Origin of the sequence: Rhodopseudomonas pentothenatexigens (assembly GCF_900218015.1) — a bacterium.
Taxonomy (GTDB): Bacteria; Pseudomonadota; Alphaproteobacteria; order Rhizobiales; family Xanthobacteraceae; genus Rhodopseudomonas; species Rhodopseudomonas pentothenatexigens.
On record NZ_UFQQ01000029.1, the window covers coordinates 1 to 25593 of the forward strand.

At 65.9% G+C, this 25593-nt stretch carries 25 protein-coding genes and 1 tRNA gene; 18 read left to right on the plus strand and 8 right to left on the minus strand.

Going from position 1 to position 25593, the window contains the following annotated elements:
* Positions 1 to 265 precede the first annotated feature (265 nt).
* Positions 266 to 2215 carry an acyltransferase family protein gene (locus tag DWA33_RS20940; RefSeq protein ID WP_114360449.1) on the plus strand — a complete coding sequence of 650 codons (1950 nt, stop codon included), beginning with the start codon at positions 266 to 268 and terminating at the stop codon, positions 2213 to 2215.
* 3 nt (positions 2216 to 2218) lie between these two features.
* Here the strand turns inward: DWA33_RS20940 and DWA33_RS20945 are convergent, their stop codons facing one another.
* Positions 2219 to 2818 carry a TetR/AcrR family transcriptional regulator gene (locus DWA33_RS20945; protein ID WP_114360450.1) on the minus strand — a complete coding sequence of 200 codons (600 nt, stop codon included), beginning with the start codon at positions 2816 to 2818 and terminating at the stop codon, positions 2219 to 2221.
* Between the two features lie 272 nt (positions 2819 to 3090).
* On the opposite strand from DWA33_RS20945, the gene DWA33_RS20950 reads away from it, so the two are divergent.
* The 7 genes from DWA33_RS20950 (at position 3091) to DWA33_RS20975 (ending at position 8874) form a co-directional block, all read left to right on the plus strand.
* A complete protein-coding gene (locus DWA33_RS20950) occupies positions 3091 to 3663 on the plus strand; it encodes an OsmC family protein (RefSeq protein ID WP_114360451.1) in 573 nt (190 codons plus the stop codon).
* A 35-nt stretch (positions 3664 to 3698) separates the two neighbouring features.
* Positions 3699 to 4829 carry an acyl-CoA dehydrogenase family protein gene (locus DWA33_RS20955; protein WP_114360452.1) on the plus strand — a complete coding sequence of 377 codons (1131 nt, stop codon included), beginning with the start codon at positions 3699 to 3701 and terminating at the stop codon, positions 4827 to 4829.
* 129 nt (positions 4830 to 4958) lie between these two features.
* Positions 4959 to 5840, plus strand: a complete 882-nt coding sequence (locus DWA33_RS20960) for a sulfurtransferase (protein WP_114360453.1) — start codon at positions 4959 to 4961, stop codon at positions 5838 to 5840.
* 81 nt (positions 5841 to 5921) lie between these two features.
* The gene (locus DWA33_RS20965; protein WP_244601360.1) at positions 5922 to 6569 is read left to right on the plus strand and encodes an ABC transporter ATP-binding protein; all 648 of its coding nucleotides are present in this window, start codon (positions 5922 to 5924) and stop codon (positions 6567 to 6569) included.
* A complete protein-coding gene (locus tag DWA33_RS25525) occupies positions 6548 to 6793 on the plus strand; it encodes a hypothetical protein (RefSeq protein ID WP_244601361.1) in 246 nt (81 codons plus the stop codon). Before DWA33_RS20965 ends, DWA33_RS25525 begins: the two co-directional genes overlap by 22 nt.
* A gap of 12 nt (positions 6794 to 6805) precedes the next feature.
* On the plus strand, positions 6806 to 8044 hold the full coding sequence (locus DWA33_RS20970) for an ABC transporter substrate-binding protein (protein WP_114360454.1): 1239 nt from the start codon (positions 6806 to 6808) through the stop codon (positions 8042 to 8044).
* Positions 8041 to 8874: an ABC transporter permease gene (locus DWA33_RS20975; RefSeq protein WP_114360455.1), complete on the plus strand. Its 834-nt coding sequence runs from the start codon at positions 8041 to 8043 to the stop codon at positions 8872 to 8874. The genes DWA33_RS20970 and DWA33_RS20975 overlap by 4 nt, the downstream gene beginning before the upstream one ends.
* 128 nt (positions 8875 to 9002) lie before the next feature.
* On the opposite strand, the gene DWA33_RS20980 is transcribed toward DWA33_RS20975, so the two are convergent.
* The 3 genes from DWA33_RS20980 to DWA33_RS20990 all read right to left on the minus strand — a co-directional run bounded on the left by DWA33_RS20980 (position 9003) and on the right by DWA33_RS20990 (position 11833).
* Positions 9003 to 10169, minus strand: coding sequence for an alginate O-acetyltransferase AlgX-related protein (locus DWA33_RS20980; protein ID WP_114360456.1), 1167 nt, complete (start codon positions 10167 to 10169; stop codon positions 9003 to 9005).
* Between the two features lie 2 nt (positions 10170 to 10171).
* Positions 10172 to 11584, minus strand: coding sequence for an MBOAT family O-acyltransferase (locus tag DWA33_RS20985; protein WP_114360457.1), 1413 nt, complete (start codon positions 11582 to 11584; stop codon positions 10172 to 10174).
* Positions 11585 to 11758: 174 nt separating this feature from the next.
* Positions 11759 to 11833, minus strand: a tRNA-Gly gene (locus tag DWA33_RS20990).
* Positions 11834 to 12094: 261 nt separating this feature from the next.
* On the opposite strand from DWA33_RS20990, the gene trxA reads away from it, so the two are divergent.
* The 3 genes from trxA (at position 12095) to DWA33_RS21005 (ending at position 14005) form a co-directional block, all read left to right on the plus strand.
* Positions 12095 to 13012: a thioredoxin gene (trxA, locus tag DWA33_RS20995; RefSeq protein ID WP_114360458.1), complete on the plus strand. Its 918-nt coding sequence runs from the start codon at positions 12095 to 12097 to the stop codon at positions 13010 to 13012.
* 27 nt (positions 13013 to 13039) lie between these two features.
* Positions 13040 to 13717 (plus strand): LON peptidase substrate-binding domain-containing protein, encoded by a 678-nt coding sequence (locus DWA33_RS21000; protein WP_114360459.1) that lies wholly within the window; start codon positions 13040 to 13042, stop codon positions 13715 to 13717.
* A gap of 90 nt (positions 13718 to 13807) precedes the next feature.
* Positions 13808 to 14005 carry a Trm112 family protein gene (locus DWA33_RS21005; protein WP_114360460.1) on the plus strand — a complete coding sequence of 66 codons (198 nt, stop codon included), beginning with the start codon at positions 13808 to 13810 and terminating at the stop codon, positions 14003 to 14005.
* Here DWA33_RS21005 and DWA33_RS21010 read toward each other — a convergent pair.
* Together DWA33_RS21010 and DWA33_RS21015 are read right to left on the minus strand one after the other, a co-directional pair.
* On the minus strand, positions 14002 to 14535 hold the full coding sequence (locus DWA33_RS21010) for a DinB family protein (protein ID WP_114360461.1): 534 nt from the start codon (positions 14533 to 14535) through the stop codon (positions 14002 to 14004). The genes DWA33_RS21005 and DWA33_RS21010 overlap by 4 nt on opposite strands.
* Before the next feature lie 135 nt (positions 14536 to 14670).
* Complete coding sequence (locus DWA33_RS21015) at positions 14671 to 15891, minus strand: ubiquinone biosynthesis hydroxylase (RefSeq protein ID WP_114360462.1); 1221 nt, start codon at positions 15889 to 15891, stop codon at positions 14671 to 14673.
* A gap of 134 nt (positions 15892 to 16025) precedes the next feature.
* Between DWA33_RS21015 and tesB the strand changes: the two genes are divergently transcribed.
* The 5 genes from tesB (at position 16026) to DWA33_RS21040 (ending at position 20919) form a co-directional block, all read left to right on the plus strand.
* Positions 16026 to 16901 carry an acyl-CoA thioesterase II gene (tesB, locus tag DWA33_RS21020; protein ID WP_114360463.1) on the plus strand — a complete coding sequence of 292 codons (876 nt, stop codon included), beginning with the start codon at positions 16026 to 16028 and terminating at the stop codon, positions 16899 to 16901.
* A 144-nt stretch (positions 16902 to 17045) separates the two neighbouring features.
* Positions 17046 to 17384 (plus strand): P-II family nitrogen regulator, encoded by a 339-nt coding sequence (locus tag DWA33_RS21025; RefSeq protein ID WP_110786995.1) that lies wholly within the window; start codon positions 17046 to 17048, stop codon positions 17382 to 17384.
* 73 nt (positions 17385 to 17457) lie between these two features.
* Positions 17458 to 18789 carry an ammonium transporter gene (locus DWA33_RS21030; RefSeq protein WP_114360464.1) on the plus strand — a complete coding sequence of 444 codons (1332 nt, stop codon included), beginning with the start codon at positions 17458 to 17460 and terminating at the stop codon, positions 18787 to 18789.
* Between the two features lie 311 nt (positions 18790 to 19100).
* Complete coding sequence (locus tag DWA33_RS21035; protein ID WP_013500194.1) at positions 19101 to 19439, plus strand: P-II family nitrogen regulator; 339 nt, start codon at positions 19101 to 19103, stop codon at positions 19437 to 19439.
* A gap of 37 nt (positions 19440 to 19476) precedes the next feature.
* Complete coding sequence (locus tag DWA33_RS21040) at positions 19477 to 20919, plus strand: ammonium transporter (protein WP_114360465.1); 1443 nt, start codon at positions 19477 to 19479, stop codon at positions 20917 to 20919.
* 154 nt (positions 20920 to 21073) lie between these two features.
* Here DWA33_RS21040 and DWA33_RS21045 read toward each other — a convergent pair whose 3' ends face one another.
* The gene (locus DWA33_RS21045; RefSeq protein ID WP_114360466.1) at positions 21074 to 21481 is read right to left on the minus strand and encodes a type II toxin-antitoxin system VapC family toxin; all 408 of its coding nucleotides are present in this window, start codon (positions 21479 to 21481) and stop codon (positions 21074 to 21076) included.
* A gap of 3 nt (positions 21482 to 21484) precedes the next feature.
* The gene (locus tag DWA33_RS24975; RefSeq protein WP_147270265.1) at positions 21485 to 21718 is read right to left on the minus strand and encodes an AbrB/MazE/SpoVT family DNA-binding domain-containing protein; all 234 of its coding nucleotides are present in this window, start codon (positions 21716 to 21718) and stop codon (positions 21485 to 21487) included.
* A 162-nt stretch (positions 21719 to 21880) separates the two neighbouring features.
* Between DWA33_RS24975 and DWA33_RS21055 the strand changes: the two genes are divergently transcribed.
* Together DWA33_RS21055 and DWA33_RS21060 are read left to right on the plus strand one after the other, a co-directional pair.
* On the plus strand, positions 21881 to 23107 hold the full coding sequence (locus DWA33_RS21055) for an aminotransferase class I/II-fold pyridoxal phosphate-dependent enzyme (protein WP_114360468.1): 1227 nt from the start codon (positions 21881 to 21883) through the stop codon (positions 23105 to 23107).
* Between the two features lie 13 nt (positions 23108 to 23120).
* Positions 23121 to 25589: a DNA translocase FtsK gene (locus DWA33_RS21060; protein ID WP_114360469.1), complete on the plus strand. Its 2469-nt coding sequence runs from the start codon at positions 23121 to 23123 to the stop codon at positions 25587 to 25589.
* Positions 25590 to 25593 lie beyond the last annotated feature (4 nt).

The window sequence follows — 25593 nt, forward strand, 5'->3', positions numbered from 1 at the left end:
TCGTACTCGGCCATCAGAAACCGCCATTTCTGGATGTAATTCCGCTCGATCGTCCGGTCGAAACTGTTGTCGCGCATCGAAGCCTCCCTGATGGGTGGATTCGATCACCGAATTATTGAACTTGCACAGCAATGATGCCCGGGGCCCGACCTTGACAGTGGCGGGCTGCTTCGCGATGACGCCGATCGATTTCGTTCGATGTCCCGAAGTTTCGGAGCCGCGGCATCCCCAATCAGGCGACCTTGTTGTCCTCCCAGGATTTCCGATGAGACCGGCCTATCGCAGCGATATCGATGGCCTGCGTGCGATCGCAGTGCTGCTGGTGGTTGGGTTCCACGCCTTCCCGACTGCGGTTCGCGGCGGCTTCATCGGCGTCGACGTTTTCTTCGTGATCTCGGGATTTCTGATCACCTCGATCGTCTGCCAGGCGGTCGATCGCGGCGACTTCAGCTTCGCCACATTCTACGCCCGCCGCATCAACCGCATTTTTCCGGCCCTGCTGCTGGTGCTGGCGGCCTGCGCGATCGGCGGCTGGTTCCTGCTGTTTCCGACCGATTATCGCGATGCCGGCAAGGCGATCGGATTCGGCGCCGCGTTTCTCGCCAACATCGCGCTGCTGCACGATTCCGGCTACTTCGACACCGCCTCCGAGCTGAACCCTTTGCTGCATCTGTGGTCGCTCGGCGTCGAGGAGCAGTTCTATCTGCTGTGGCCGCCGGTGATCATCCTGGCATGGCGCTGGAAGAACGGCGCCGTCGTGGCGGCGGTGGCGATCCTGGTCGCCTCGTTCGCAACCAATCTGCTGCTGACGCCGGCGCATCCATCCGCCGCGTTCTATCTGCCGGTGACGCGGTTCTGGGAGCTGATGACCGGCTGTCTGCTGGCGATCGTTGCGGCAAAGCAGACCGCTCCGTTGAGCGCCGTGTTCGCGCAGCACGCCGCGATCCTGCGCAACATCGGTGCGATCGCCGGCCTCGGGCTGATCGCAACCGGCGCCGCGCTGATCGATCGCAGCCGTGCTTTTCCGGGCTGGTGGGCGGTGCTGCCCGTGCTCGGCGCGGCGATGCTGATCGCGACCGGTCCGGGCACCTGGATGGCGCGGCGTGTGCTCGGCAACCGCGCGATGGTCTATGTGGGGCTGATCAGCTACCCGCTGTATCTGTGGCACTGGCCGGTGCTGGCGGCGGTGCGCATCGTCCGGCTCGGCGAGGAGCCGCCGCCGCTGATGAAGCTGATCGCGGTGCTGGTGGCATTTGGACTGGCCGATCTGACCTATCGGTTCGTCGAACCGAAGATCCGCTATCGACCGACACGCGCCAAGACCGCCGCCGTGTTCGTGGCGGTTGCCGTGGTCGGCCTGATCGGCGCCGGCATTTTCGTCGCCGACGGCGTGCCGTCGCGATTCAGCGCCGGCGTACAGATCGTCACCCGCGATCATCAGGCCGAGGCGATGCCGGCGTTTCGGCGGGGAAGTTGCTTCATCGATTCCGGGTCGCGTTTCGCCGGCGTGTGCGACGATGCGGCGAGCGCCGGCCAGCCGCGGATCGCGCTGTGGGGCGATTCGCACGCGGCGCAGCTCTATCCCGGTCTGCACGCCGTGCAGCAGAGCGAAGGCGGCTTCAGCCTGTCGCAATACACCACCGCCGCATGCCCGCCGATCTTCGGCTATGTCAGCGTCCAGACGCCGGGCTGCACGGCCGCCAACGACAGCGCCCGCGAACGCTTGAAGGCATCGAAACCCGACACGATCATCCTGGTCGCGCGGCAATGGCGCGATTACGACGGCCCCGACCGCGACCCGGCGGCGATCGACGCGATGATCAAGGCGACGCTCGCGGAACTGCGCCAGATCGGCATCCGGCGCATCGTCGTGGTCGGCAAGTTTCCGAGTTGGCATACGCCGCCGCGGCGGATTCTCGCGCAGGCCTATCGGGCAGAGGCCGCGGGCCTGGTCACCTTGGCCGAGATCCCGACGCGTGATCGTGCGCCGCGGCTGGACCGCTCGGAAGCGGAGGCCAACGAGCGGCTGCGGGCATTTTTCACCGCGCAGGGGGCGGAGTTCATCTCGCCGACGCCGGTCTACTGCAATCAGCAGGGCTGCTTGCTCGCGGTGCCGGGCAGCGGCACGCCGGTGACGTTCGACGGCAGCCACCTCACCGTCGCCTCGTCGGAATTCTTCGTCAGGCAGGTGGCGCGGGATCTGCTGGGGCGCTGAGGGTCAGCGCGGCAGGATCGCGGAGCAGGCGCGGCCGGCGACGTCGGCGGCGGACGGATCGCGCGTCACCAGCGCCATCACGATCGCGCCGTCGATGACAAGGCCGAGCGTATGGGCGACCTGCGCCGGCTCGGCAATGCCGGCTTCGGCGCACAAGACGGTGAGACGGTCGAGCACGATGGTCTTGTGGGCGATCGCCAGATTGCGCATCCGGTCGTCGGCCTTGTCGGATTCGCCGACCGCGTTGATGAACGGACAACCGTAGAAGTCGCCGCGGCTGAACCAGTCCTTCAGCGCCGGGCCGATCCGATCGAGGCGGTCGCGCGCGGTGCCGCCCGGACCGTCGATCGACTCCAGAAACCAGCTCCGCCAGCTTTCGCCCTCGCGTTCCAGCACGGCTTCGACCAGGCCGTCTTTGGAGCCGAACAGTTTGTACAGCGTGGTCTTGGCGGTGCCGGCGTGGGCGATGATGGCATCGACACCGACCGAATTGATGCCGTAGCGGCAGAACAGATTCTTGGCGCTGTCGATCAGACGCTCGCGCGGCGAGATCCGCGGCGCGAGGGCGGGAGGTTCGACTGACAGGGGTACGGCATCGGCCATCACCCGCACTTACCGCCGTCGGCGGCAAACTTCAATCCGGGGAAACCGAATGGTCTGTTTACATCCGGCGCATTGCCCCGCTCGCGGGCAGCGGCGGATGCAAGCTGACTGCAAAAGCGGCGAGCCGAGATATTAGGCAGCACGCCTGAGCGCGACTCGACACTGATTCTGCTCGCCTTTTCTCCCAAGACGACTCTGGCACGCTTCCTGCTAATACAGAACGGTCTGTAGCCAACAGCGTTGCCGACCGAATGGCAGCCAGAGGAGATCCCATGACAAAAGCCGCCACCGCCGTGACCGCCTGCCTGACCCCCGACAGCCCGACCGCTCTGACCGGATGCCTTGCGCCGATCGACAAGGCCGGCCTCGACGACCTGATCGCCAAGGGCAAGGCCGACCCGACGGTGATCAAGACGCTGAAGTGCAAGACCGTCGCCGAAGGCCGCTTCCGCCACCTCAACTTCATCCGCACGCTGCCGCCCTACATCGTCGACGAGCCGCCGGGCCTGCTCGGCGACGACACCGCCCCGAACCCGTCCGAAGCCTCGCTCGCCGCGCTCGGCTCCTGCCTCGCCGTCGGCATCCACGCCAACGCGGTGGCGCGCGGCATCACCGTCTACAAGCTCGAAATCGAGCTCGAAGGCGACCTCAACATCACCGGCGTGTGGGGCACCGGCGACCTGTCGGAGAAACCGGTCGGCTTCACCGACGTGCGCGCCAAGGTGAGCTTCGAAGCCGATCGGCCGCGTGAAGAGCTGGAAGCGCTGGTCGCGCATGCGCGGCTGTGGTCACCGGTGGCCAACACCTTCTCCCGCCCGGTCAATCTCGACGTCGCGATGGCCTGACCGACCAGCCCCCCGAGAAACGGACCAGAACAACGATGTTGGATGTCCAGTCAGTGAGCAAAGGCGACGGCACGATGCTTCCCGGCGCCGAAGTCGTCGAGGCGGTCCGTGCGCTGGCAGCGCGCGAACTGCCGCCGCTGGTCAATACGATCGACGTCGACGGCTACTATCCGGAAGCTCAGATGCGGGCCTTCGGGCGCCTCGGCGCCTATGCGCACCATCTGCCGGGCATGAGCCCGAATGTCGATCTGATGACCGCGATCAACACGATGGCGGCGGCCGGCGAGCACTGCCTGTCGACGTCGTTCTGCATGTGGTGCCAGGACGCGCTGGGTTGGTACATCTATGCGTCCGACAATCAGCATCTGCGGACCAGCGTCGGCCCGCAGATTGCCACCGGCGCGGCGCTCGGCGGCACCGCGCTGTCGAACCCGATGAAGTCGCTGTTCGGAATCGAGCCGATGCGGCTGAAGGGCCGCCGCGGCGACGGCGGCTACGTCGTCAAAGGCCTGTTGCCCTACGTCTCCAACCTCGGCGCCGATCATTACTTCGGCGCGATCTTCGAGGTCGAAGACGGCGGCAGCACCCGCAACGTGATGGCGGTGATTCCCTGCAACGCCGAAGGCGTGAGCCTCGCCGACAATGCGAAGTTCACGGCGCTCGACGGCACCCGCACCTTCGCGGTGCAGATGCGCGACGTGGTCGTGCCCGACGCCTGGGTGCTGGCCGATCCGGTCGATCCGTTCATCAAACGGATTCGCGCCGGCTTCATCCTGCTGCAGGCCGGCATGGCGTTCGGCCTGATCCGCGACTGCCTGCGGCTGATTCAGCAGACCAAGGGACCGCTCGGCCACGTCAACAAATATCTCGACGTGCAGCCCGAGCCGATCGCCGAACAACTCGAGGCGATGGAAGTCGAGGTCGCCCGCCTCGCCGCCACACCGTTCGAGGACGACCTCGGCTATTGGCGCGCGGTGATCGAGGCGCGGCTCGCCGCCGGCGATGCCTCGGTCGCGGCAGCCCACGCGGCGATGCTGCATTGTGGCGCCCGCGGCTACGTGGCCGGCGCCGCCGCGCAGCGCCGGCTGCGCGAGGCTTACTTCGTCGCCATCGTCACCCCGGCCACCAAACAGCTGCGCAAGATGCTCGCGGACATGGCGCACTAGCCCGCGAGACGCCATCGCGCGGCCCGTACCAGGCGCGGGCTGCACCTTCAACGCTCGGCTCCAGGGAACCGCCCTGGAGAACCCTCAGACAACGACGTCTTGACCCAACAACGAGCACTGGAGCGACTGATGACTGACAAGGTTCTTGTATCACCCGCCGAACTCTCCGACATGATGACTGCTGGCGGCACGGTGGTGATCGACACCCGCGATCCGGCCACCTACGCGGCCGGACACATTCCCGGCGCCGTCAACATCCACGACATCTTCACCTATCTCGCCACCTCGACGCCCGACGGCGTCGCCGAGATGCGCGACAAATTCGCGGCGGTCTTCGGCGCCGCCGGCTTGTCGGGCGAAGAGACTGCGGTGATCACCGAGCAGTCGATGAACACAGGTTTCGGCCAGTCGTGCCGCGGCTACGTGCTGCTGAAATATCTCGGCTACCCGAAGGTGATGATCCTGCATGGCGGCTACGCCGCCTGGACCGCCGCCAGCCTGCCGATCACCACCGACGTGCCGATGCCCGTACCGAAGACCTTCAAGGTCGATCCGGCCGCCGCATCGATCCTGGTCGATCTCGAAGGCATGAAGGCGGCGGTCGGCGACTCCGGCAAGGTCAAGCTCGACACCCGCGACGTCGACGAATGGGTCGGCGAAAGCTCATCGCCCTACGGCAAGGACTTCTGCCCGCGCAAAGGCCGCATCCCCGGCGCGGTGTGGATCGAGTGGTACCGGATGATGAAGCCGTCGCCGGCCGGGCCGATGTTCAAGTCGCCGAGCGAAATCCTCGCCGAATGCGCAACGGTCGGCATCACCCCGGACACGCCTGTCGTTCTGTACTGCTTCAAAGGCGCCCGCGCCTCCAACACGCTGGTGGCGCTGAAGGAAGCCGGCATCAAGGACGTCAGCCTGTACTTCGGCTCCTGGAACGAGTGGTCGCGCGATCCGTCGCTGCCGATCGAGCAAGGCCCGCCCTATGCGGCGCAGCCGCTGATGGCGGCGGAGTAAGCGAGCCCCGGCACCGGCTGCATCCAGGTGGCCGGTGCCGTCCCTTCCCGATCGGCAAGATACGAAGGAGCAGCGGTCCGCATGCCGGCATATCGCTCGAAGAAATCATGGCCGGGCGCGCATATCGCGATCCAGGGCGTCAATCATCGCTACCGCCGCTCCAGCAGCAACGTCCTGAGCAGTATCGATCTCGAGATCAAGCCGTGCGAGCAGCTCGCGCTGGTCGGACGCTCCGGCTGCGGCAAGTCGACCTTGCTGCACATCATCTCCGGTCTGACCAAACCCACCACGGGCGAGATCCGGATCGACGGCGCGCTGGTCGAAAGCCCCTCGCCGCACTGGATCATGATGTTCCAGCAGCCCAATTTGTATCCGTGGATGAGCGTGGCGCAGAACGTCGGGCTCGGCATGAAATTCGCCGGGCGTCCGAAGCAAGAGATCGCCGCGCGCGTCGATGAATTGCTGCATCTGGTCGAGCTCGACGGCTATGGGGGCCGCAACGCGCAGGAATTGTCGGGCGGCCAACAGCAGCGCGTCGCGCTGGCGCGTTCCCTCGCCGTCGACCCCGAAGTGCTGCTGCTCGACGAGCCGTTCTCCGCGCTCGACGCCGTGACCCGCCGCGCGCTGCAGCGCGACGTCCGCCGCATCGCCGAAGACATGAAGATCACGCTGGTGATCGTCACCCACGACATCCGGAAGCTGTGGCAATGGCCGATCGTGCCGTGGTGATGGCGTCCGATCCCGGACGGATCGCCGAAGCGATCCCGATCGAGATCGACCGCCGCGATCCTGATCCCGAGCGCCGCGCCGCCAGCGTCGCGGCCGCGCAGGCGAAGCTGCAGTCTGCATTCGAGCGCGCGACAGGCCGCGCGCTGCACGGCGGCACAAGTCCAGCCATTTCCGAAGCCCCTCGCCCCGAACCGCTCAAGATCGTCGCCGCCGGCGCCCGCTAACAGGAGATCACCATGTGCATCAATTGTGGAGATGACGTCGTCCATCCGGAAGACGATCGTTTCAGGATCACGCGCCGGCAGACGCTCGACATGTTGGCGGCTGGCGGCCTTGCTGCGCTCGGCACCATGCTGGGCGGCTTCGGCCAATCAGCGCGTGCGGCCGACGATGAGGTGGTGCGGATAGGCTATCTGCCGATCACCGACGCGACAGCGCTGCTGGTGGCGCACGGCTTGGGTTACTTCAAGGACGAAGGGCTGGAAGCCGAGCGCCCGACCCTGATCCGCGGCTGGTCGCCGCTGGTCGAGAGTTTTGCGGCCGGCAAATTCAACCTCGTGCATCTGCTCAAGCCGATCCCGGTGTGGATGCGCTACAACAACAACTTCCCGGTCAAGATCATGGCCTGGGCGCATACCAACGGGTCCGGGGTCGTGGTCGGCAAGGAGACCGGAATCGAATCGTTTAAGGACCTCGGCGGCAAGCAGGTCGCGGTGCCGTTCTGGTACTCGATGCACAACATCGTGCTGCAATACGCGCTGCGCAAATCCGGCATCAAGCCGGTGATCAAGGGACAGGGCGAGACGCTCGCGGCCGACGAATGCAATCTGCAGGTGATGGCGCCGCCCGACATGCCGCCGGCGCTCGCGGCGAAGAAGATCGACGCCTACATCGTCGCCGAGCCGTTCAACGCGCTCGGCGAAATCAAGGCCGGCGGCCGGATGCTGCGCTTCACCGGTGACATCTGGAAGAACCATCCCTGCTGCGTGCTGTGCATGAACGAGGAGGTGACGAAGAAGAAGCCGGAATGGACCCAGAAAGTGATGAACGCGCTGGTCCGCGCCGAGATCTACGCCGCTGCCAACAAGAAGGAAGTCGCCAAGCTGCTGTCGAAGGACGGCGAGGGCTACCTGCCGCTGCCGGCGCCGGTGGTCGAGCGGGCGATGACCTATTACGACGACAAGGCCTATGGCGAGACCCACGCCATCACCCACCCCGAGTGGAAGCTCGGCCGGATCGACTTCCAGCCCTGGCCGTATCCGTCGGCCACCAAGCTGATCGTCGAGTCGATGAACGACACCGTGGTGTCGGGCGACACCACCTTCCTGAAGAAGCTCGATCCGGATTTCGTCGCCAAGGATCTGGTCGACTACAACTTCGTCAAGCAGGCGATGACGAAGTATCCGGACTGGAAGAAGGCGCCGAGCGTCGATCCAGCCGATCCGTTCGCCCGAACCGAGGTATTGGCGCTGTGAGTCTCGACCTGACCCTCGACGACACCGCCGCGATTGCGCCGCGGAAAGCGGGCGGGCAACTGGCAGGTCCCGCACGCAGCTTCGGCTATGTACTGCTCGGCATCGCCGCGCTGCTGGCCGTATGGTGGATTGGCGGCGCCATCATCGCCGCCAATCCGCGCACCGCCAGCTTCGCCGATTTTGCACCGCTGCCGACGTTCCAGCGGCTGTGGTCGATGCTCATCTCCGGCGAGGCGGTCAAGATGGCGCTGCCGAGTCTCGCCCGGATCGGCGGCGGGCTCGCCTGGGCGATCGTGCTCGGTGTGCCGCTCGGCATCCTGGTCGGGCGGTTCAAGGGGATGCGTCAGGCCAGTTCGGTACCGTTTCAGTTCCTGCGGATGATCTCGCCGCTCGCCTGGATGCCGATCGCCGTGATGGCGTTTTCGAGCTGGAACGGCGCGATCGTGTTCCTGATCGGCGTTGCGGCGATCTGGCCGATCCTGTTCTCTACCGCGCACGGCTTCCGGCGGATCGATCCGGCCTGGTTCAAGGTCGCGCGCAATCTCGGCGCCCGGCCCTGGCACATGTTGTTCACCATCATCATGCCGGCGATTCTGCAGGACGCGCTCGCCGGCATCCGCCTCGCCGTCGGCGTCGCCTGGATCGTGCTGGTGCCGGCCGAATTCCTCGGTGTCACCTCCGGACTCGGCTACGCCATCAACGACGCCCGCGACACGCTCGAATACGACCGGCTCGCCGCCACCGTGGTGATCATCGGCCTGATCGGCTTCACGCTGGACTTCCTCTGCGAACGCGCCGTCAAGCGCGCGAGCTGGGCGCGGGAGGAGTAGCAAGCGAACCGGTCGTGCGCCATCACGTCCGACGCAAGTCATCGCCGGGACCCTGCGCCGGCGATCAAGCGGGCTCCGCGCGGTGTCATCCCGTGCGGGGCCCGATTTCATTGCGGCAACGCGAGACCTCAGGGGGCCGTGACGATCCGGTGCAGCAGCGACAGATAGGCCTGCCGCCCGATCAGGCTTTCGTTCTCTTCGAGCAGCATCAGATCGACGTCGCGCACTTGACGCAGCTCGGCCTCGGAGAGCTGGTTCTGTCGGACTCCGCCGCGGGAGCGGCCGAGCTTGAGATAAAAGTACTGCCCGAGCCGGGTCAGACACGCCTGTTCGGTCAGCACCTCGCTGACCGGGTCGATGAAGCTGGTACCGACCAGCGCCGCGTCGATCCGCGTCGCCTCGCGGCCGGCGCAGGGCGGATGGCTGTAGGTCAGCTTCGGCGTCGGATAGTCGATCGGCGCCACCAACAGATTGGCGAGCTCCGCCAGATCGCGGTCTCGCCCTTCGGCCGGCCGGCTCACTGTCGCGCTGAAGCTGAACGGCGGCAACAATTCGCGTCCCGCCTGGGCGTTGATCGCATCGACGATCTGCCGGCTGCCGCGCGCCATCGCCAGATCGTTCCAATGGATGCCGCTGCGCGGGAACGGCGCGGTGGCGTCGCTCCGCATCGCATGGGTCGCAGTCGCCAGATCGAGCACGTCGATGCCGGCGGCGCGCAGCCGTGCCACATAGGCCGGGACGAGCTCTGCGCGCGCTTGCGGACTGCTCGGACAGGCGATCAGATGCGTGAACTTGTCCGGCATGTCGGCGACTTTTGACGGCGTCACGATATAGAGGAACAGCTTGCCGCGATCGCGGTAGTAAGCCTGGATGTCGCGCAGCAGCGGGATCGCGGCATCCGCCATCGTGTCGGCCTGTCCGATCGCGCGCGAGCAGTATTCTTCGAGATAACTGCGCTGCACGAGTTCGCCGTCGCGCCCGACCAGAACGCCGGGAGCGGTGATTTCGCCGAACAGCGAATAGGCGATCTGGTTGTTCAGCCTGATCAGCGTCCGTCGCAGCGGCATCGCGTCCGCGATCCGCAGCGCCGCGGCCTTCTGCAACGCGCCGTCGACAAAGCCGCGCAGCGAGAGATCGAACGGCACCTCCTGGGTGACGCCGACCAGCCCCGGTCCGATCCGAACGGCGCGCGACGGCACGGCGAGATTCCACAGCGTCAGCGCCGGCATCGCCACGAAGGCCGCTGCCGCCAGCCGGCGCAGCCATCGTCCCGATGATGTGGTGAGAGTCTCCATGCTCAGAACCGGAAGTAGATGAAGGGCTGAAACGGGATCGCCACCGCCCGGGCGATCGCGACGATGCCCAGCACGCCGAGGCCGACATGGCCGGCGAGCCGAAGTCCGGTACTGCTGCGCCAGGCCGCGCCCAGCGAGCCAAAGACCGGCAGGGCCGGGATCAGGCTCAGCGCTGCGCCGAGCGCAGCGGTCCACAGCACCGAGGCCGGCGCCGGCAGCCACGCGGTGGCTTGGCCGAAGCCGGCGAGCGCGGCGAAGAAGCCGCCGAGGTGCGCCGCATCCGGCGACCGGAAGATCACCCAGCCGAGCATCACGATCAGCAGCGTCGCGACCGTGGCGATCACCGCACCGCCGCGTTGCAGCCAACGCTCCAGGAACACCCGGTCGAGCGTGAGGAACAGACCGTTGTAGGCGCCCCACAGCACGAAGGTCCAACTCGCGCCGTGCCACAGCCCCGACAGCAAAAAGCAGATCCAGAGATTGCGATAGGTGACGAGCGCGCTGCAGCGGTTGCCGCCGAGCGGGATGTACAGATAGTCGCGAATCCAGGTGGTGAGCGAAATGTGCCAGCGCCGCCAGAACTCGGTGATCGAGCGGGAGACGTACGGCATGTTGAAATTCTCGCGCAGCGAGAAGCCGAGCATCCGGGCGATGCCGATCGCCATGTCGGAATAGCCGGAGAAGTCGAAATAGATCTGCAGCGTGAAGCAGACCGTGCCGAGCCATGCAGTCCCCATCGACAGGGTCGCCGGATCGGCGCCGAACACCTGATCGGCATAATGGCCGAGCGGATCGGCGATCAGCAGCTTCTTGAAGATGCCTTGGGCAAACCGAGAAAGGCCCGCACCGCAATCGGCCCAGCAGAACCCGCGCGGCACCGCGATCTGACGATCGATCTCGTGATATTTCAGGATCGGGCCCGCCAGCAGCTTCGGAAAGAAGAACACGAACAGGCAGTAGTCGGAAAACCGCCGCGCCGGCTGCGACACGCCGCGATAGCTGTCGACCAGATAAGTGATCTTCTCGAAGGTGACGAAAGAGACGCCGATCGGCAACGCGATATGCCACACGGGCAGCGCGCCGAGCTTGCCGGCGACCAGCAACACGTTCAGGCTCTCCAGCGCAAAGCTGGTGTACTTGTAGACGATCAGGATCGCGAGGTTCTGCACCACGCCGAGCGCCAGCAGCGCACGCCGGGTCGATGCGTTCGAACTGCGGACGATCCCGCGGGCGAGCAGATGGTCGATCAGCGCCGACGCGACCACCACCGGCACGAACAGCGGCTCGCCCCAGAGATAGAACAGGCCGCTGCCGATCAGCAGGATCCAGCGCCTCGTCCGCGCATCGCGGACCGAGAAGTACAGGACATACAGAAACGGGAAGAAAGTCAGAAACAGAGGTTCGTAGAACAGCATAAGCGGATCGGTTCCCGTTCCCTGCTTTGCGATCGACGAACCTATTTCAGATTCCGGGGGCTGCGCCCAGCAGCCGCACTGAAGCGGCGAGACAGTCGCCCAACGGGCATCACCGATCGGCTCGATGGGTCTGGAAAGGCAGGCGCCGGGCCGAGGATCTTGCCGGCGGATCTCTGGAGCGGGCGAAGGGATTCGAACCCTCGACCCCAACCTTGGCAAGGTTGTGCTCTACCCCTGAGCTACACCCGCATCCGAGAAACGGCGCGCCGTGGGCACGACCGTGGGCAGTCCTATGCCAAATGCCGCCGCCGATTGCAACAGCCGTTCGACATTTCGTGCGCCGGCTTTTTGGGGTGGATGAGTACCGCGAGCCGTTTGGTCGCAAAATTGCGCCGGAAGCCGCTTCGGCGGCCGGCGGCGCCGGTTCCCGTTGCAAATCGAACTTCCTGCGCCATCTAGAGCAGGGGCCGTGCTAAAACGGCGGACCGGACCGACAACAGCGAGGACGACGTGACGATTTTGGAGCAGGGCAGCGGTGCGGCGCCTGAGGCCGCCGATCTGATCAAGGACACCACGACCCAGACCTTCGTCCGCGATGTGATCGAGGAATCCAAGCGCCAGCCGGTTCTGATCGACTTCTGGGCGCAATGGTGTGGCCCGTGCCGGCAGCTCACCCCGATCCTGGAAAAGGCGGTTCGGGCGGCGAACGGCAAGGTCAAGCTGGTCAAGATGAACATCGACGAGCATCCGTCGATCCCCGGCCAGATGGGAATCCAGTCGATCCCGGCCGTGATCGCCTTCGTCGACGGCCGCCCGGCCGACGGCTTCATGGGCGCGGTGCCGGAGAGCCAGGTCACCGCCTTCATCGAGAAGCTGACGGCCGGCATGCCGGGCGGCGCGCCGACCGCGGCCGAGCTGCTGCAGGAGGCGGAAGCGATCCTGGCCGAGGGCGATGTCCAGACCGCGGCGTCGATCTATGCCGAGGTGCTGCGCGCCGACAGTGCGAATATCCCGGCCATCGCCGGTCTGGCCCGCTGCTACATGCAGACCGGGGCCACCGAACAGGCCAAGAAGACCCTGGCACTGGTGCCGGAAGCCAAGCGCGAGGACACCGCCGTCAAGGCGGTGCAGGCGATGATCGATCTGGCCGAGCAGGCGGAATCGCTCGGCCCGATCGCCGAGCTGGAACAGAAGGTCGCCGCCGATCCGCTCGACCATCAGGCGCGATTCGATCTGGCGACCGCGCTGAACGCCGCCGGCCGCCGCGAGGACGCCACCACGCATCTGCTCGAGATCGTCAGGCGCGACCGCAAATGGAACGAGGACGGCGCGCGCAAGCAGCTCGTGCAGTTCTTCGAGGCCTGGGGCCCCGCCGACGACGCCACCGTCGAGGGCCGCAAGCGGCTGTCGACGATCCTGTTCTCTTAAGTCGCAATTTTCAGTGCGGAGCCGGCGATGCCGATCAATGCCGCCTATCGCGGGCCAGCCGACCTTCCGGAGGTAATTCCGGTATTTCCGCTGCCGGGCGCGCTGCTGCTGCCGCGTGGCCAGATGCCGCTGAACATCTTCGAGCCGCGCTATCTGGCGATGATCGACGACGCGCTGCGCGACGGCCATCGGCTGATCGGGATGATCCAACCCGACAGCGCCCACTCGTCCGAGACCGCCGAGAAGCCGACGTTGTTCAATGTCGGCTGCGTCGGACGCATCACGCAGCTCGCCGAATCCGGCGACGGCCGCTACATCCTGGAACTCACCGGTGTGTCGCGCTTCAAGGTGGTCGAGGAGCTGCAGGTGCTGACGCCGTACCGGCAGTGCAAGGTCGACTATTTCCCGTTCGTCGACGATTTCACCGCCCGCAAGGGCGAGGACGAAGTCGACCGCGAAACACTGCTGGCGGTGCTGACCGACTTCCTCAAGGCCAACAACCTGAAGGTCGACTGGGACGGCGTCGAGAGCGCGCCGAACGAAGCGCTGGTCAATGCGCTGGCGATGATGTCGCCTTACGGCCCGCCGGAGAAGCAGGCGCTGCTCGAGGCGCCGGACCTGAAGACCCGGGCCGAGATCCTGATTGCCGTCACCGAAATGGACCTCGCCAAGAAGCGCACCAGCGGCGACCCGCCCCTGCAGTAACACTCGGCAATTTGCGCACGCGCGTTGACGGCGCTGCGCCGCTGTCCGATCAATCTCGATGCCAGCCCTGTTGTTCTGGAGCCTGAAGCTATGACCCTTTCGCCGTCCGAGCGGCCCGACGCCGTCGACCGCAAGCTGCTCGACATCCTGGTCTGCCCGGTCACCAAAGGGCCGCTCGAATTCGATGCCGCTCGCCAGGAGCTGATCTCGCGCGGCGCCAAGCTGGCCTACCCGATCCGGGACGGTATTCCGATCATGCTGCCCGAAGAGGCGCGGCGGATCGACTAACCCCCGGCCGCCAGCGCGGCGAGGTCCGGCGCCGGCGTGCCGCGCTGAAACGCCAGCAGATCCAGCGTCGGCGGCTCGGCCGCGGTCAGGATCGACAGGCAGGCATGGGCCTGGCCGCGGTGATGGGTCTGATGATTGAAGAAATGGCTGAGGATCTCGGCGCGTGGCTGGCGGAAGGATTTGCCCGAGGTCGTCGCGTAGTCGACCGTCTCGGCGAGCGCGGCAGCGTCGTGGCCATCGATCATCCGGATGATGCGCTCGTCCTCCGCGGCGCGGGCCCCGGCCAGATCCCTGAGATCGTCGAACACAATCACGTCGAGGCGCGTCGGCGCGTCGCCCTTGCCGGTCAGTCGCTTCAGCCAGATCCGGTCGGCCACGAGCAGATGGTTGAGGGTGCCGTGCAGGCTGCCGAAGAACACCCCGACGGACCGCCGATAGACCTCGTCCGGCAGCGCCAGGGCGGCCTGATACAATCTGGCATTGGCCCAGCGGTTGTATTCAGCGAACCGTGCGAAATGGCGTCCATCCATGCCCTGTCTCCTTCGGCCGCACTGTAGCCAGGAGGCGCGTGAGGCAAGGCTGAGAGATTCTCAGCTTTTCGCAACGCGGGACGGACGGTGCACGACGCGGCCGTCGCGTCGATCTTGCCCTCGCGAGGCGCTGCGTTACAGCGCTTCGCCTTTCAGCAGCCGCGGGGTTTCGCCGCTGAGGCCGGCGGCCTGACGGATGAAGGCGCCCTTCAGCGGCGGCAGCCGGTCGACCAGGCCGAGGCCGATGTCGCGAATCCCGCGCAGCAGCGAAGAGTTGTTCGAAAACAAGAAGTTGAGCCCGTTGGTGGCGACGCCCATCGCCATGGTGTCGAACCGCCGCCAGCGCTGATAGCCCTCGAGCACGTCGGCCTGACCCGGATCGATGCCGAGCCGAGCCGCGTCGACCACCACTTCGGCCAGCGCCGCGACATCGCGCAGGCCCATGTTGAGGCCCTGACCCGCGATCGGATGGATCACGTGCGCGGCGTCGCCGATCAGCGCCAGCCGCGGCGCGATGAACGACTGCGCAACGAAATAGCCGAGCGGAAACGCCTTCGGCTTGTCGAGCGGCTTGACGTCGCCGAGTCGCAGCCCGAACCGCTTCTCCAGCTCGCGCTGAAAGTCCTTCTCCGGCAGCGCGACGATCCTCTCGGCGTCGCGCCGGCTTTCGCTCCACACCAGCGACGATCGCCTGCCGGTGAGCGGCAGGATCGCAAACGGACCGGCGGGCAGGAAGTGCTCTTCGGCGCAGCCATTGTGGTCCCGCTCGTGCTCGACCGTCACCACGATACCCGACTGGTCGTAGTCCCAGCCATAGGTGGCGATGCCGGCGCGCTGGCGCAGCTTCGACTTGGCGCCGTCCGCCGCCACCAGCAGGCTGGCATCGATCACGCTGCCGTCGCCGAGCGTGACGCCGATCGCTTCGGGCCGCGCATCGTAGGAGGTGACGGGCGTGGCGCGCAGCTCGACGCCCTCGGCCTCGGCGCGCTTGGCCAGCGCCTCGACCAGATATCTGTTCTCGACCATATGGGCGAACGGCTCGCCCGGCTGCACTTCGCCCGCGAAGGTCAGGAAGACCGGCCTGGTCGCGTCTTCGAGATGGCTGTCGGTGACGATCATGTCGATGATCGGCTGCGCCGTCGGCGCCACCTCGTCCCAGACCCCGAGCGCCTCGAACAGCCGCCGGCACGCCGCGACGATCGCGGTGGCACGCGGATCGCGGGACGGTCGCAACGCCAGCGCCGGATCGGCGACGATCACCGGCACCTCCGGCCCGAGCCCCTGACGCAGCGCCAGCGCCAGCGCCAGACCGGCGAACGCGCCGCCTCCGATGACAATGCTTCGCGGTGCGGTCATTTTTCTCACTCTTGCGCCATGGTCGGAGCTGGGCGAAACAGGCTCAGGAACAACCCCGCCGATCGCCGGGGGTTCTAACAGACATCGCCGGCAGTGTGAAATCACGGCCCGGCGCTTGAAGGGAGCGCTCGCCGGTGTCCAAAGGCCTGATCGACCTGATCTCGATTCTCGACCTCGAGCCGATCGAGGTGAACCTGTTTCGTGGCACCAGCCCGAAAACCAGCTGGCAGCGGGTATTCGGCGGCCAGGTGATCGGCCAGGCGATGGTGGCGGGATGCCGCACCGTCGAGAACCGGCTGCCGCATTCGCTGCATTGCTATTTCATCCTGCCGGGAGACCCGCAGGTGCCGATCATCTATCAGGTCGATCGGCTGCGCGACGGCAAGAGCTACACCACCCGGCGGGTCACCGCGATTCAGCACGGCAATGCGATCTTCTCGCTGATGATGTCGTTCCACGACGACGAGCCGACCAATTTCGATCATCAGGACAAGATGCCCGACGTGCCGCCGCCCGAGGCGCTATCGGCCGAGGAAATCATCAAGCAGCCGTTCTTCAAGGAGATGCCGGACTTCATCAAGCGCTATTACGAGTCCGACCGGCCGATCGAGCTGCGCCCGGTCGAGCTGTCGCGCTATTTCGGCCAGAAGATCGACGACGGCCGAATCCATGTCTGGATCAAGACCGCCGCCAAGCTGCCCGACGACCCGGCACTGCACATGTGCGCGCTGGCCTACGCGTCGGACTTCTCGCTGCTCGACGCCGCGATGGCGCGCTACGGCCGGACCCTGTTCGACAAGCGGATGATGCCGGCCAGCCTCGACCACGCGATGTGGTTTCACCGTCCGTTCCGCGCCGACGAATGGCTGCTGTACGCCCAGGACTCCCCGTCCGCCCAGGCCGGCCGCGCCCTGACCCGCGGCCAGATCTTCAAGACCGACGGCACCCTGGTCGCTTCGGTCGTGCAGGAAGGCTCGATCCGCGAACGTCGCGAGAGTCCGAAGGGCTGAGGGACGGCGTCCTCAACGCACGTTCGTTGAGCAGTCAATCGGCTTATTTTCTGCGCGCCTTGCCGCGAAACCCGGCATATACACGGGATCGGAGCACCGCCGCGGCGGTGCCATGGGCTTTGCGTGAATCAAGGGGGCCAACGCATGAAACTCGTCGTCGCCATCATCAAACCGTTCAAGCTTGACGAGGTCCGCCAGGCGCTGACCGAGGTCGGCGTCCACGGCATGACCGTCACCGAGGTCAAGGGCTACGGCCGGCAGCGCGGCCATACCGAAATCTATCGCGGCGCCGAATACATCGTGAATTTCCTGCCCAAGCTGCGGATCGAGATCGCGGTCGATTCCGCGCTCGCCGACAAGGCGGTCGAGGTCATCACCCGCGGCGCCCGTACCGGCCAGATCGGCGACGGCAAGATCTTCGTCACGCCAATCGACCGCGCCCTGCGGATCCGCACCGGCGAAACCGACGTCGACGCGCTGTAAGCAGGCGCCGACCACCATTTCCCATACCCCGCGGAGCCGGGGGGGCGCCGCGACAGTTCTCAGGACAGGCACCATGATCGTGTTGCAACGCCGCGCGGCGCCAGCCGCGACGGGCTCCATCCTTGCAGCTCTCAGCCTTGGGAGCATCGCGACGCCGGCCCTGGCGCAAGGGACCGCGGCCGCAGCGGCCCCGGGCATCAGCCCTGCCGATACCGCCTGGATGACGGTCGCCACAGCCTTCGTGCTGATGATGACGATCCCCGGTCTGGCGCTGTTCTACTCCGGCATGGTGCGCAAGAAGAACGTGCTGGCGACGATGGCTCAGAGCCTAGCCGCGGTGGCGCTGATCTCGGTGCTGTGGGTGGCATTCGGTTACTCGCTGGCCTTCACCGGCAACGGCAGCCTGATCGGCTCGCTCGACCGTGTCTTCCTGGTCGGCATGACCATGGACAGCGTCAATCCGGCGGCCAAGACCATCCCGGAAGCGCTGTTCATGCTCTATCAGATGACCTTCGCGGTCATCACCGTGGCGCTGGTCGCCGGCTCGGTCGCCGACCGGATGCGGTTTTCCGCCTATCTGCTGTTCTCGATTGGCTGGTTCATCTTCGTTTATGTGCCGCTGGCGCATTGGATCTGGGGTGGCGGGTTCCTCGCCGGGCTCGGCGTACTGGACTTTGCCGGTGGTCTCGTCGTGCATCTGTCGGCCGGCACCGGTGGTCTGGTCGCCGCGATCGTGATCGGCCGCCGTCACGGCTACGGCAGCGAGAACCTGTCGCCGTTCGACCTGTCGCTGGCGGTGATCGGCACCGGCCTGCTGTGGGTCGGCTGGTTCGGCTTCAACGGTGGCTCGGCGCTGGCAGCGGACAGCCGCGCGGTGTTCGCCATCACGGCGACTCACCTCGCCGCCTGCTCGGGCGCGCTGACCTGGGGCGCGATCGAATGGATGGCGCGGCGCAAACCATCAGTGCTCGGCATGATTTCGGGCGCGGTCGCCGGTCTCGGCACCATTACGCCGGCATCGGGCTATGTCGAACCGTGGCACGGTGTGGTGATCGGGGTGATTGCCGGCCTCGTCTGCTATTGGGCCTGCATCTGGCTGAAGCACCGGCTGCGGTACGATGACTCGCTCGACGTGTTCGGCGTCCACGGCATCGGCGGCCTGACCGGAACTTTCCTGGCCGGCATCTTCGCCACCGCCTCGATCGGCGGTGTATCGGGCGCCATCGAGGGCTCGTGGATGCAGCCGCTGACCCAGCTCGCCGGTATTTTGGTGACATTCGTCTGGTCCGCCGCGGCGACCTACGTGCTGCTGAAGCTGGTCAGCCTGTTCGTAGCGCTGCGCGTCTCCCGCGAGCACGAGATCGAAGGCCTGGACATCTCGCAGCACGGCGAGGCGCTTCAGTAGGCCAGCGTCCGACTTTCGACTGAGCTTTGTGCCCTTCCGATGGGCAGCGATTGAGTCTGCATCCTGGCATGCCTGATTCTTGATCAGGCATGCCCACCTGTTGGGCGCGACCGAATAGCGCAGCCGGTGTCTTAGTGCCGCGCAGCGAAAATGACCCCGAATCCCCAACGATTTCAAAGCTCCGCCCGACTGGCACGGCATTTGATTCTAACGGGCCGGCTGTGCCCGCGTAGTGATGCTCTCCGCGTGGGGAATTTCAGTCGAGATCATTCTCCGGCCAGTTCGGCCGGGACCTAGCGGGGATAGGACCCATGAAAATTGTTATGGCGATCATTAAGCCATTCAAACTCGAAGAAGTCCGTGACGCCCTGACCGCCATCGGCGTTCACGGTTTGACGGTGACGGAAGTCAAGGGATACGGCCGGCAGAAAGGCCACACCGAAATCTACCGCGGAGCCGAATACGCGGTGAGCTTCCTGCCCAAGATCAAGATCGAGGTCGCAATCGCCAACGAGCAGGTCGAAAAGACCATCGAGGCGATCACCAGCGCCGCCAAGACCGGCCAGATCGGCGACGGCAAGATCTTCGTCCTCGGCCTCGACCACGCGGTGCGCATCCGCACCGGCGAGGCCGACGCGGCCGCCCTCTGATCCGCTCACCCTTATTGCTTCACTCAGGAGACAACCAATGACGTTCAAACGTCCCTACGGCGCGGGATTGGCCGTGCTCGTCGCCGGCACGTTCGCGACGACCGCCGCCTTCGCAGCGCCGACCGTCAACAAGGGCGACAACGCCTGGATGATGACCTCGACGATTTTGGTGCTGTTGATGACCATCCCCGGTCTGGCGCTGTTCTACGGCGGTCTGGTCCGCTCCAAGAACATGCTGTCGGTGCTGGCGCAGGTATTCTACACCGTGTGCGTCGCCTGCATCATCTGGGCGCTGTACGGCTACAGCCTCGCCTTCACCGGCGGTTCGGAGTTCATCGGCGGCTTCTCCAAGGCGTTCCTGTCGGGCATCACCACCGACTCGATGGGCGCGACCTTCTCGGTCGACGCCAACATCACCGAGCTGATCTTCGTCTGCTTCCAGATGACGTTCTGCGCCATCACCCCGGCGCTGATCGTCGGCGCCTTTGCCGAACGCACCCGCTTCGCCGCGGTGGCGCTGTTCATCCCGCTGTGGATCACCCTGATCTACCTGCCGATGGCGCACATGGTCTGGTACTGGGCCGGCCCGGATGCGGTCAACGACGCCGCCAAGGCGCTCGCTGCCGCGACCGACGATGCCGCCAAGGCTGCGGCGCAGGCCAAGCTCGACGAAGTCATGGCGGACGGCGGCTTCCTGTTCAAGAAGGGCGCGCTCGACTTCGCCGGCGGCACCGTGGTGCACATCAACGCCGGCATCACCGGTCTGGTCGGCGCCCTGCTGATCGGCAAGCGCACCGGCTACGGCCGTGAGCTGATGGCTCCGCACTCGCTGACCATGACCATGATCGGCGCCTCGCTGCTGTGGGTCGGCTGGTTCGGCTTCAACGCCGGTTCGAACCTCGAAGCCTCCGGCGGCGCCGCGCTCGCCATGACCAACACCTTCGTCGCGACCGCGGCGGCGGCGCTGGCCTGGATGTTCGCCGAGTGGATCTTCAAGGGTCATCCCTCGGTGCTCGGCGCGCTTTCGGGTGCGATCGCCGGTCTGGTTGCTGTCACTCCGGCCGCCGGCTTCTCCGGTCCGATGGGCGCGATCGTGCTCGGCCTCGTCGCCGGCGTGGTCTGCCTGCTGTTCTGCACCGTGATCAAGAACGCGCTGGGCTACGACGACTCGCTCGACGTGTTCGGCGTCCACGGCGTCGGCGGCATCATAGGCGCGCTCGGCACCGGCATCCTGGTGAACCCGGCTCTCGGCGGCACCGGCGTGTACGACTACACCCTCGGCAAGGTCGGCGAGTACGACTTCGCCAACCAGATGATCTCGCAGAGCTGGGGCGTCGGCACCACGCTGCTGCTCTCCGGTATCGGTTCGGCGATCCTGTTCAAGGTCGTCGACGTGATCGTCGGCCTGCGTGCCCCGGTCGAAGTCGAGCGCGAAGGCCTCGATCTCGTCGAGCACACCGAGCGCGCTTACAACATGTAAGTTCTCCCGAGGGCGCGGCGTTCTCCTGACCGCCGCGCCCAGACCTACGGTTCGGGCAGATACCCGGCGATGCCCGAACCGTCGAGGGGTCTCAGCGCAAGCTGGGACCCCTTTCTTTATGGCGCAATGGAAGCGGCGGGCGAACGCGAGGGCGTCAGCAGCCGTCGGGTACGATCAGCTCGACAGTGGGAAAGTACGATCGGTAGTGGCTGGTATCACGCGTCAACAGCGGCAACTGCGCGTTCGCGGCATGCGCTCCGATAAAGAAATCCGGCAACACACCAGTCCTGACTCCGCCTACGCGACGGTACTGGACAAATGCCTTCCCCGCGAGAAACAACGCCTCCCGCGGAATCGGCACAGTCTGAACTCCGAGAGTCTTTAGACCGGCTTCGACAGTCTCCAATTTCTGAAAGCCGGCAGACACTTCCGCGAAGATCACATCGTTGATCAACAAGGGTCCTCGGCCCGCGGCCTCACGCAATTTGACCAGCGACCATCCTGACCAAACCGGATCATCGGTGAAGAAGTCGATCAACACATTGGAGTCGATCAGCGTCACAGCTCAATCGTCGCTGCGCAGTAGTTTCAGCAGTTCGTCGCTCGACAACCCGGCATCGGCCGAGCCCCTTGCTTTGTCCCAGTTATTCTCGGGGCGCGACGGATGGGCCTTTTCAACGACAACACGACCATTCGCGGCCCGCTTGAAATCGACCTCACCGCCTGGACCGACCCCGAGCGTTTCGAGGATGTCCTGCGGGATTGTCACTTGGCCTTCGCCCGTGATTCTACTCGCCATTCCGACCTCCGCCTGTTCGCGAGGCACCACCACAATCTAGGCACGCCGCCCGCAACCGTCGATGGTTAATCGCGTCTTAACCTCGCCGTATCTATGGTGGCTGATCTGTTTCCGCTCGATCCACCTTGCCGATCGGGCGCGGTGAAAACTGGCGTAATTCAAATGGCTTTGTCCGCTTCCACCTCACCGGCGCGTGCGGCCGGCAGCGTCGACGCTACCGGGCAGAGCGAGCGCTCGCCGTTTGCGCGGCTGACCGAACTGCTGGCGCCGTATCGGCCGGGCCAAAGCCTGATCAATCTGTCGGTCGGGGAACCGCAACATCCGGTGCCGGATTTCGTCGGCGCGGTGCTGGCGCAGCACACGGCGGAGTTCGGCCGCTATCCACTTGCCAAAGGCATCGAGCCGTTCCGCAAAGCCGCGTCGTCCTGGCTGACGAAACGGTTCGCGTTGGGTCGCGCACCCGACCCCGAAACCGAACTGCTGGTGTTGAACGGCAGCCGCGAGGGCCTGTTCCTCGCCGCGATCGCAGCCGCGCGCTACGTGCCGAAGCGCGACGGCACGCCGGCGATCCTGATGCCCAATCCGTTCTACCCGGCCTATGCGGCGGGCGCCCGCGCCGCCGGCTGCGAGGCGGTGTTCCTGCCGACCACGCTGGACAATGGTTTCCTGCCGGATCTCGACAGTCTCGATGAGGCGACGCTGAAGCGTACCGTGGCGATCTATCTGGCGTCACCCGCGAACCCGCAAGGCTCGGTGGCATCGCGCGATTACTTCGTGCGGCTGAAGCAGCTCGCTGACCGCTATGAGTTCATCATCCTCAGCGACGAGTGCTACTCGGAGATCTACACCCAGGTCGCGCCCGGCAGCGCGCTGCAGGCCGCAGGTCCCGACTTCCGCAACGTCGTCGTGTTTCAATCGCTGTCGAAGCGCTCCAATCTGCCCGGCATGCGGGTCGGCTTCGTCGCCGGCGATGCGGGCTTTCTCAAAGCCTATCACGAGCTGCGCAACGTCGCGGCGCCGCAGGTGCCGATCCCGCTGCAGCATGTCGCGGTCGCGGCCTATGCCGACGAGGCTCATGTCGAGGAGAACCGTCGGCTGTACCGGCTGAAATTCGATCTCGCCGATCAGATTCTCGGCGCCCACTATGGCTATCGACGGCCGGCCGGCGGCTTCTGTCTGTGGCTCGACGTGTCCGCCCATGGCGGCGACGAAGCTGCCACTGTGAAACTGTTCAGGGATGGCGGCGTGCGCGTGGTGCCGGGAAGCTATCTGGCGCGGCCGCAGAGCGATGGCAGCAATCCGGGCACCGGTTACATCCGGGTCGCGATGGTTCAGGACAGCGAAACCACCGCAGAGGCGCTGCATCGCCTGGTGCGGATCCTCGGATGATGCGCAGGGCCCCATGAGCATGCCGGCGATCGAACGAGCCTTCCCCCTGGTCGGACACCTGCCGCTCTCGGTGCGCGAAGTGCTGGCAAGGCGGCTGCGCGAACTTGGCGGACTCGGCCTGATCACGGTCGCCGCGGTAGCGGCGGCGGCGCTCGCCACCTGGTCGGTGCAGGACCCCAGTCTCAGCCACGCGACGTCGCGGCGCATTCACAATCTGCTGGGCTACCCGGGCGCCATCGGGGCCGATCTGGCGATGCAGATCCTCGGCCTCGGTGCAATCGGCCTGTTGATGCCGGTCGCGGTGTGGGGCTGGCGGATGCTCAACCACCGGCCGTTCGACCGCACAGCGCTGCGGATGGGCGCCTGGATCCTGTGCACGATCTTCGCGGCCGGCTTCGCCTCGTCGTTTCCGCACGACACCGCCTGGCCGCTGCCGACCGGGCTCGGCGGCGTGGTCGGCGACGCCCTGGTGCGGGCGCCATCGCTGGTGTTCGGCCCTGGCGTGATCTTCCGCATCATCCTCAGCTTCATTCTCGGTGCGGCGGTGCTGGCGACGTTCCTGATCGCCGGCGGCTTCGGGTCCCGCGAGCGCGAACCCGACGAGGTGCCGTCCGACGAGGATCTGCCGCTCGAAGACGAAGACGAATCCGACCGTGGCTCGGTGTCGCTCGGCTGGCTGGTGCACGCAGTCCTGAGCGCCAAAGCGAGGCTGTGGCGGCTGATGAAGCTGTCTTACCGGAGCCTTGTCAGCAGTGCGCCGGCCGGCGGCAAGCAGGCTTTCGAACGGCAGGAGCCGCGAATCGGCGGCCGCGTCGCGCCGCCGATCGCCCCGGAAGCCGATCATCACGACGATTTCGAACCCGAATCGGCCGACGAGATCGAAGACGAGGACGACGAGGAGGAAGCCCCTCCGGTCGCCCGCGCGCCGCGCAAGAAGGCGGCGCCCAAGCCGGTCGCCAAGAAGGCGCGGTTCGACCTGCCCTCGGTCAACGTGCTGTCCGCGCCGAAAGCATCGGACCGGCAGCCGCTCAGCAAATCAGAGCTCGAAGCCAATTCGCGCGCACTGGAAGGCGTGCTGCAGGACTTCGGCGTCCGTGGCGAGATCATCAAGGCGAGCCCCGGCCCGGTGGTCACGCTGTACGAGCTGGAGCCGGCGCCCGGCATCAAATCGTCGCGCGTGATCGGCCTCTCCGACGACATCGCCCGCTCGATGAGCGCGCTGTCGGCGCGCGTCGCCGTGGTGCCCGGCCGCAACGCGATCGGCATCGAACTGCCCAATGCCCATCGCGAGAAGGTTTACTTACGCGAACTGCTCAGCGTGAAGGATGCCAACGAGACGGTGCACAAATTGCCGCTGTGCCTCGGCAAGAACATCGGCGGCGAGTCCATCATCGTCGACCTCGCCCGCATGCCGCATCTTTTGATCGCAGGTACCACCGGCTCGGGTAAATCGGTCGCGATCAACACCATGATCCTCAGCCTGGTGTACCGGCTGCGGCCGGATCAGTGCCGGCTGATCATGGTCGACCCGAAGATGCTCGAACTCTCCGTCTATGACGGCATCCCGCATCTGCTGACGCCGGTCGTCACCGATCCGAAGAAGGCGGTCGTGGCGCTGAAGTGGGCAGTGCGCGAGATGGAAGAGCGCTACAAGCGCATGGCCAAGCTCGGCGTCCGCAACATCGACGGCTACAACACCCGCCTCGGCGAAGCCAAAGCCAAGGGCGAAGAGCTGACCCGTACGGTGCATACCGGCTTCGACAAAGAGAGCGGCAAGGCGATCTACGAGGAAGAGAAGCTCGACCTTGAGCCGCTGCCCTACATCGTCATCATCGTCGACGAGATGGCCGACCTGATGATGGTCGCCGGCAAGGACATCGAAGGTGCGGTGCAGCGTCTCGCCCAGATGGCACGCGCCGCCGGCCTGCACGTGATTCTCGCCACGCAGCGCCCGTCGGTCGATGTCATCACCGGCACCATCAAGGCCAACTTCCCGACCCGCATCTCCTTCCAGGTGACGTCGAAGATCGACAGCCGCACCATCCTGGGCGAGATGGGCGCCGAGCAGCTGCTCGGCCAGGGCGACATGCTCTACATGGCGGGCGGCGGCCGGATCAGCCGCGTCCACGGTCCGTTCGTGTCCGACGAAGAGGTCGAGAAGGTCGTCAAGCATCTCAAGGCGCAGGGCGCGCCCGAATATCTCGAGGCGGTCACCGCCGAGGAGCCGAGCGAGGAAGACGGCGCAGTGTTCGACGCCACCGGCATGGGCGGAGACGGCGGCGGCGATCTGTTCGCGCAGGCGGTGGCGATCGTCAAACGCGACCGCAAGGCCTCGACCAGCTATATTCAGCGGCGGCTGCAGATCGGCTACAACCGCGCCGCCTCGCTGATGGAGCGCATGGAGCTCGAAGGCATCGTCGGTCAGGCCAACCACGCCGGCAAGCGTGAGATCCTGGTGGCGGAAGAGGATTCCAACTTTTGAGGCG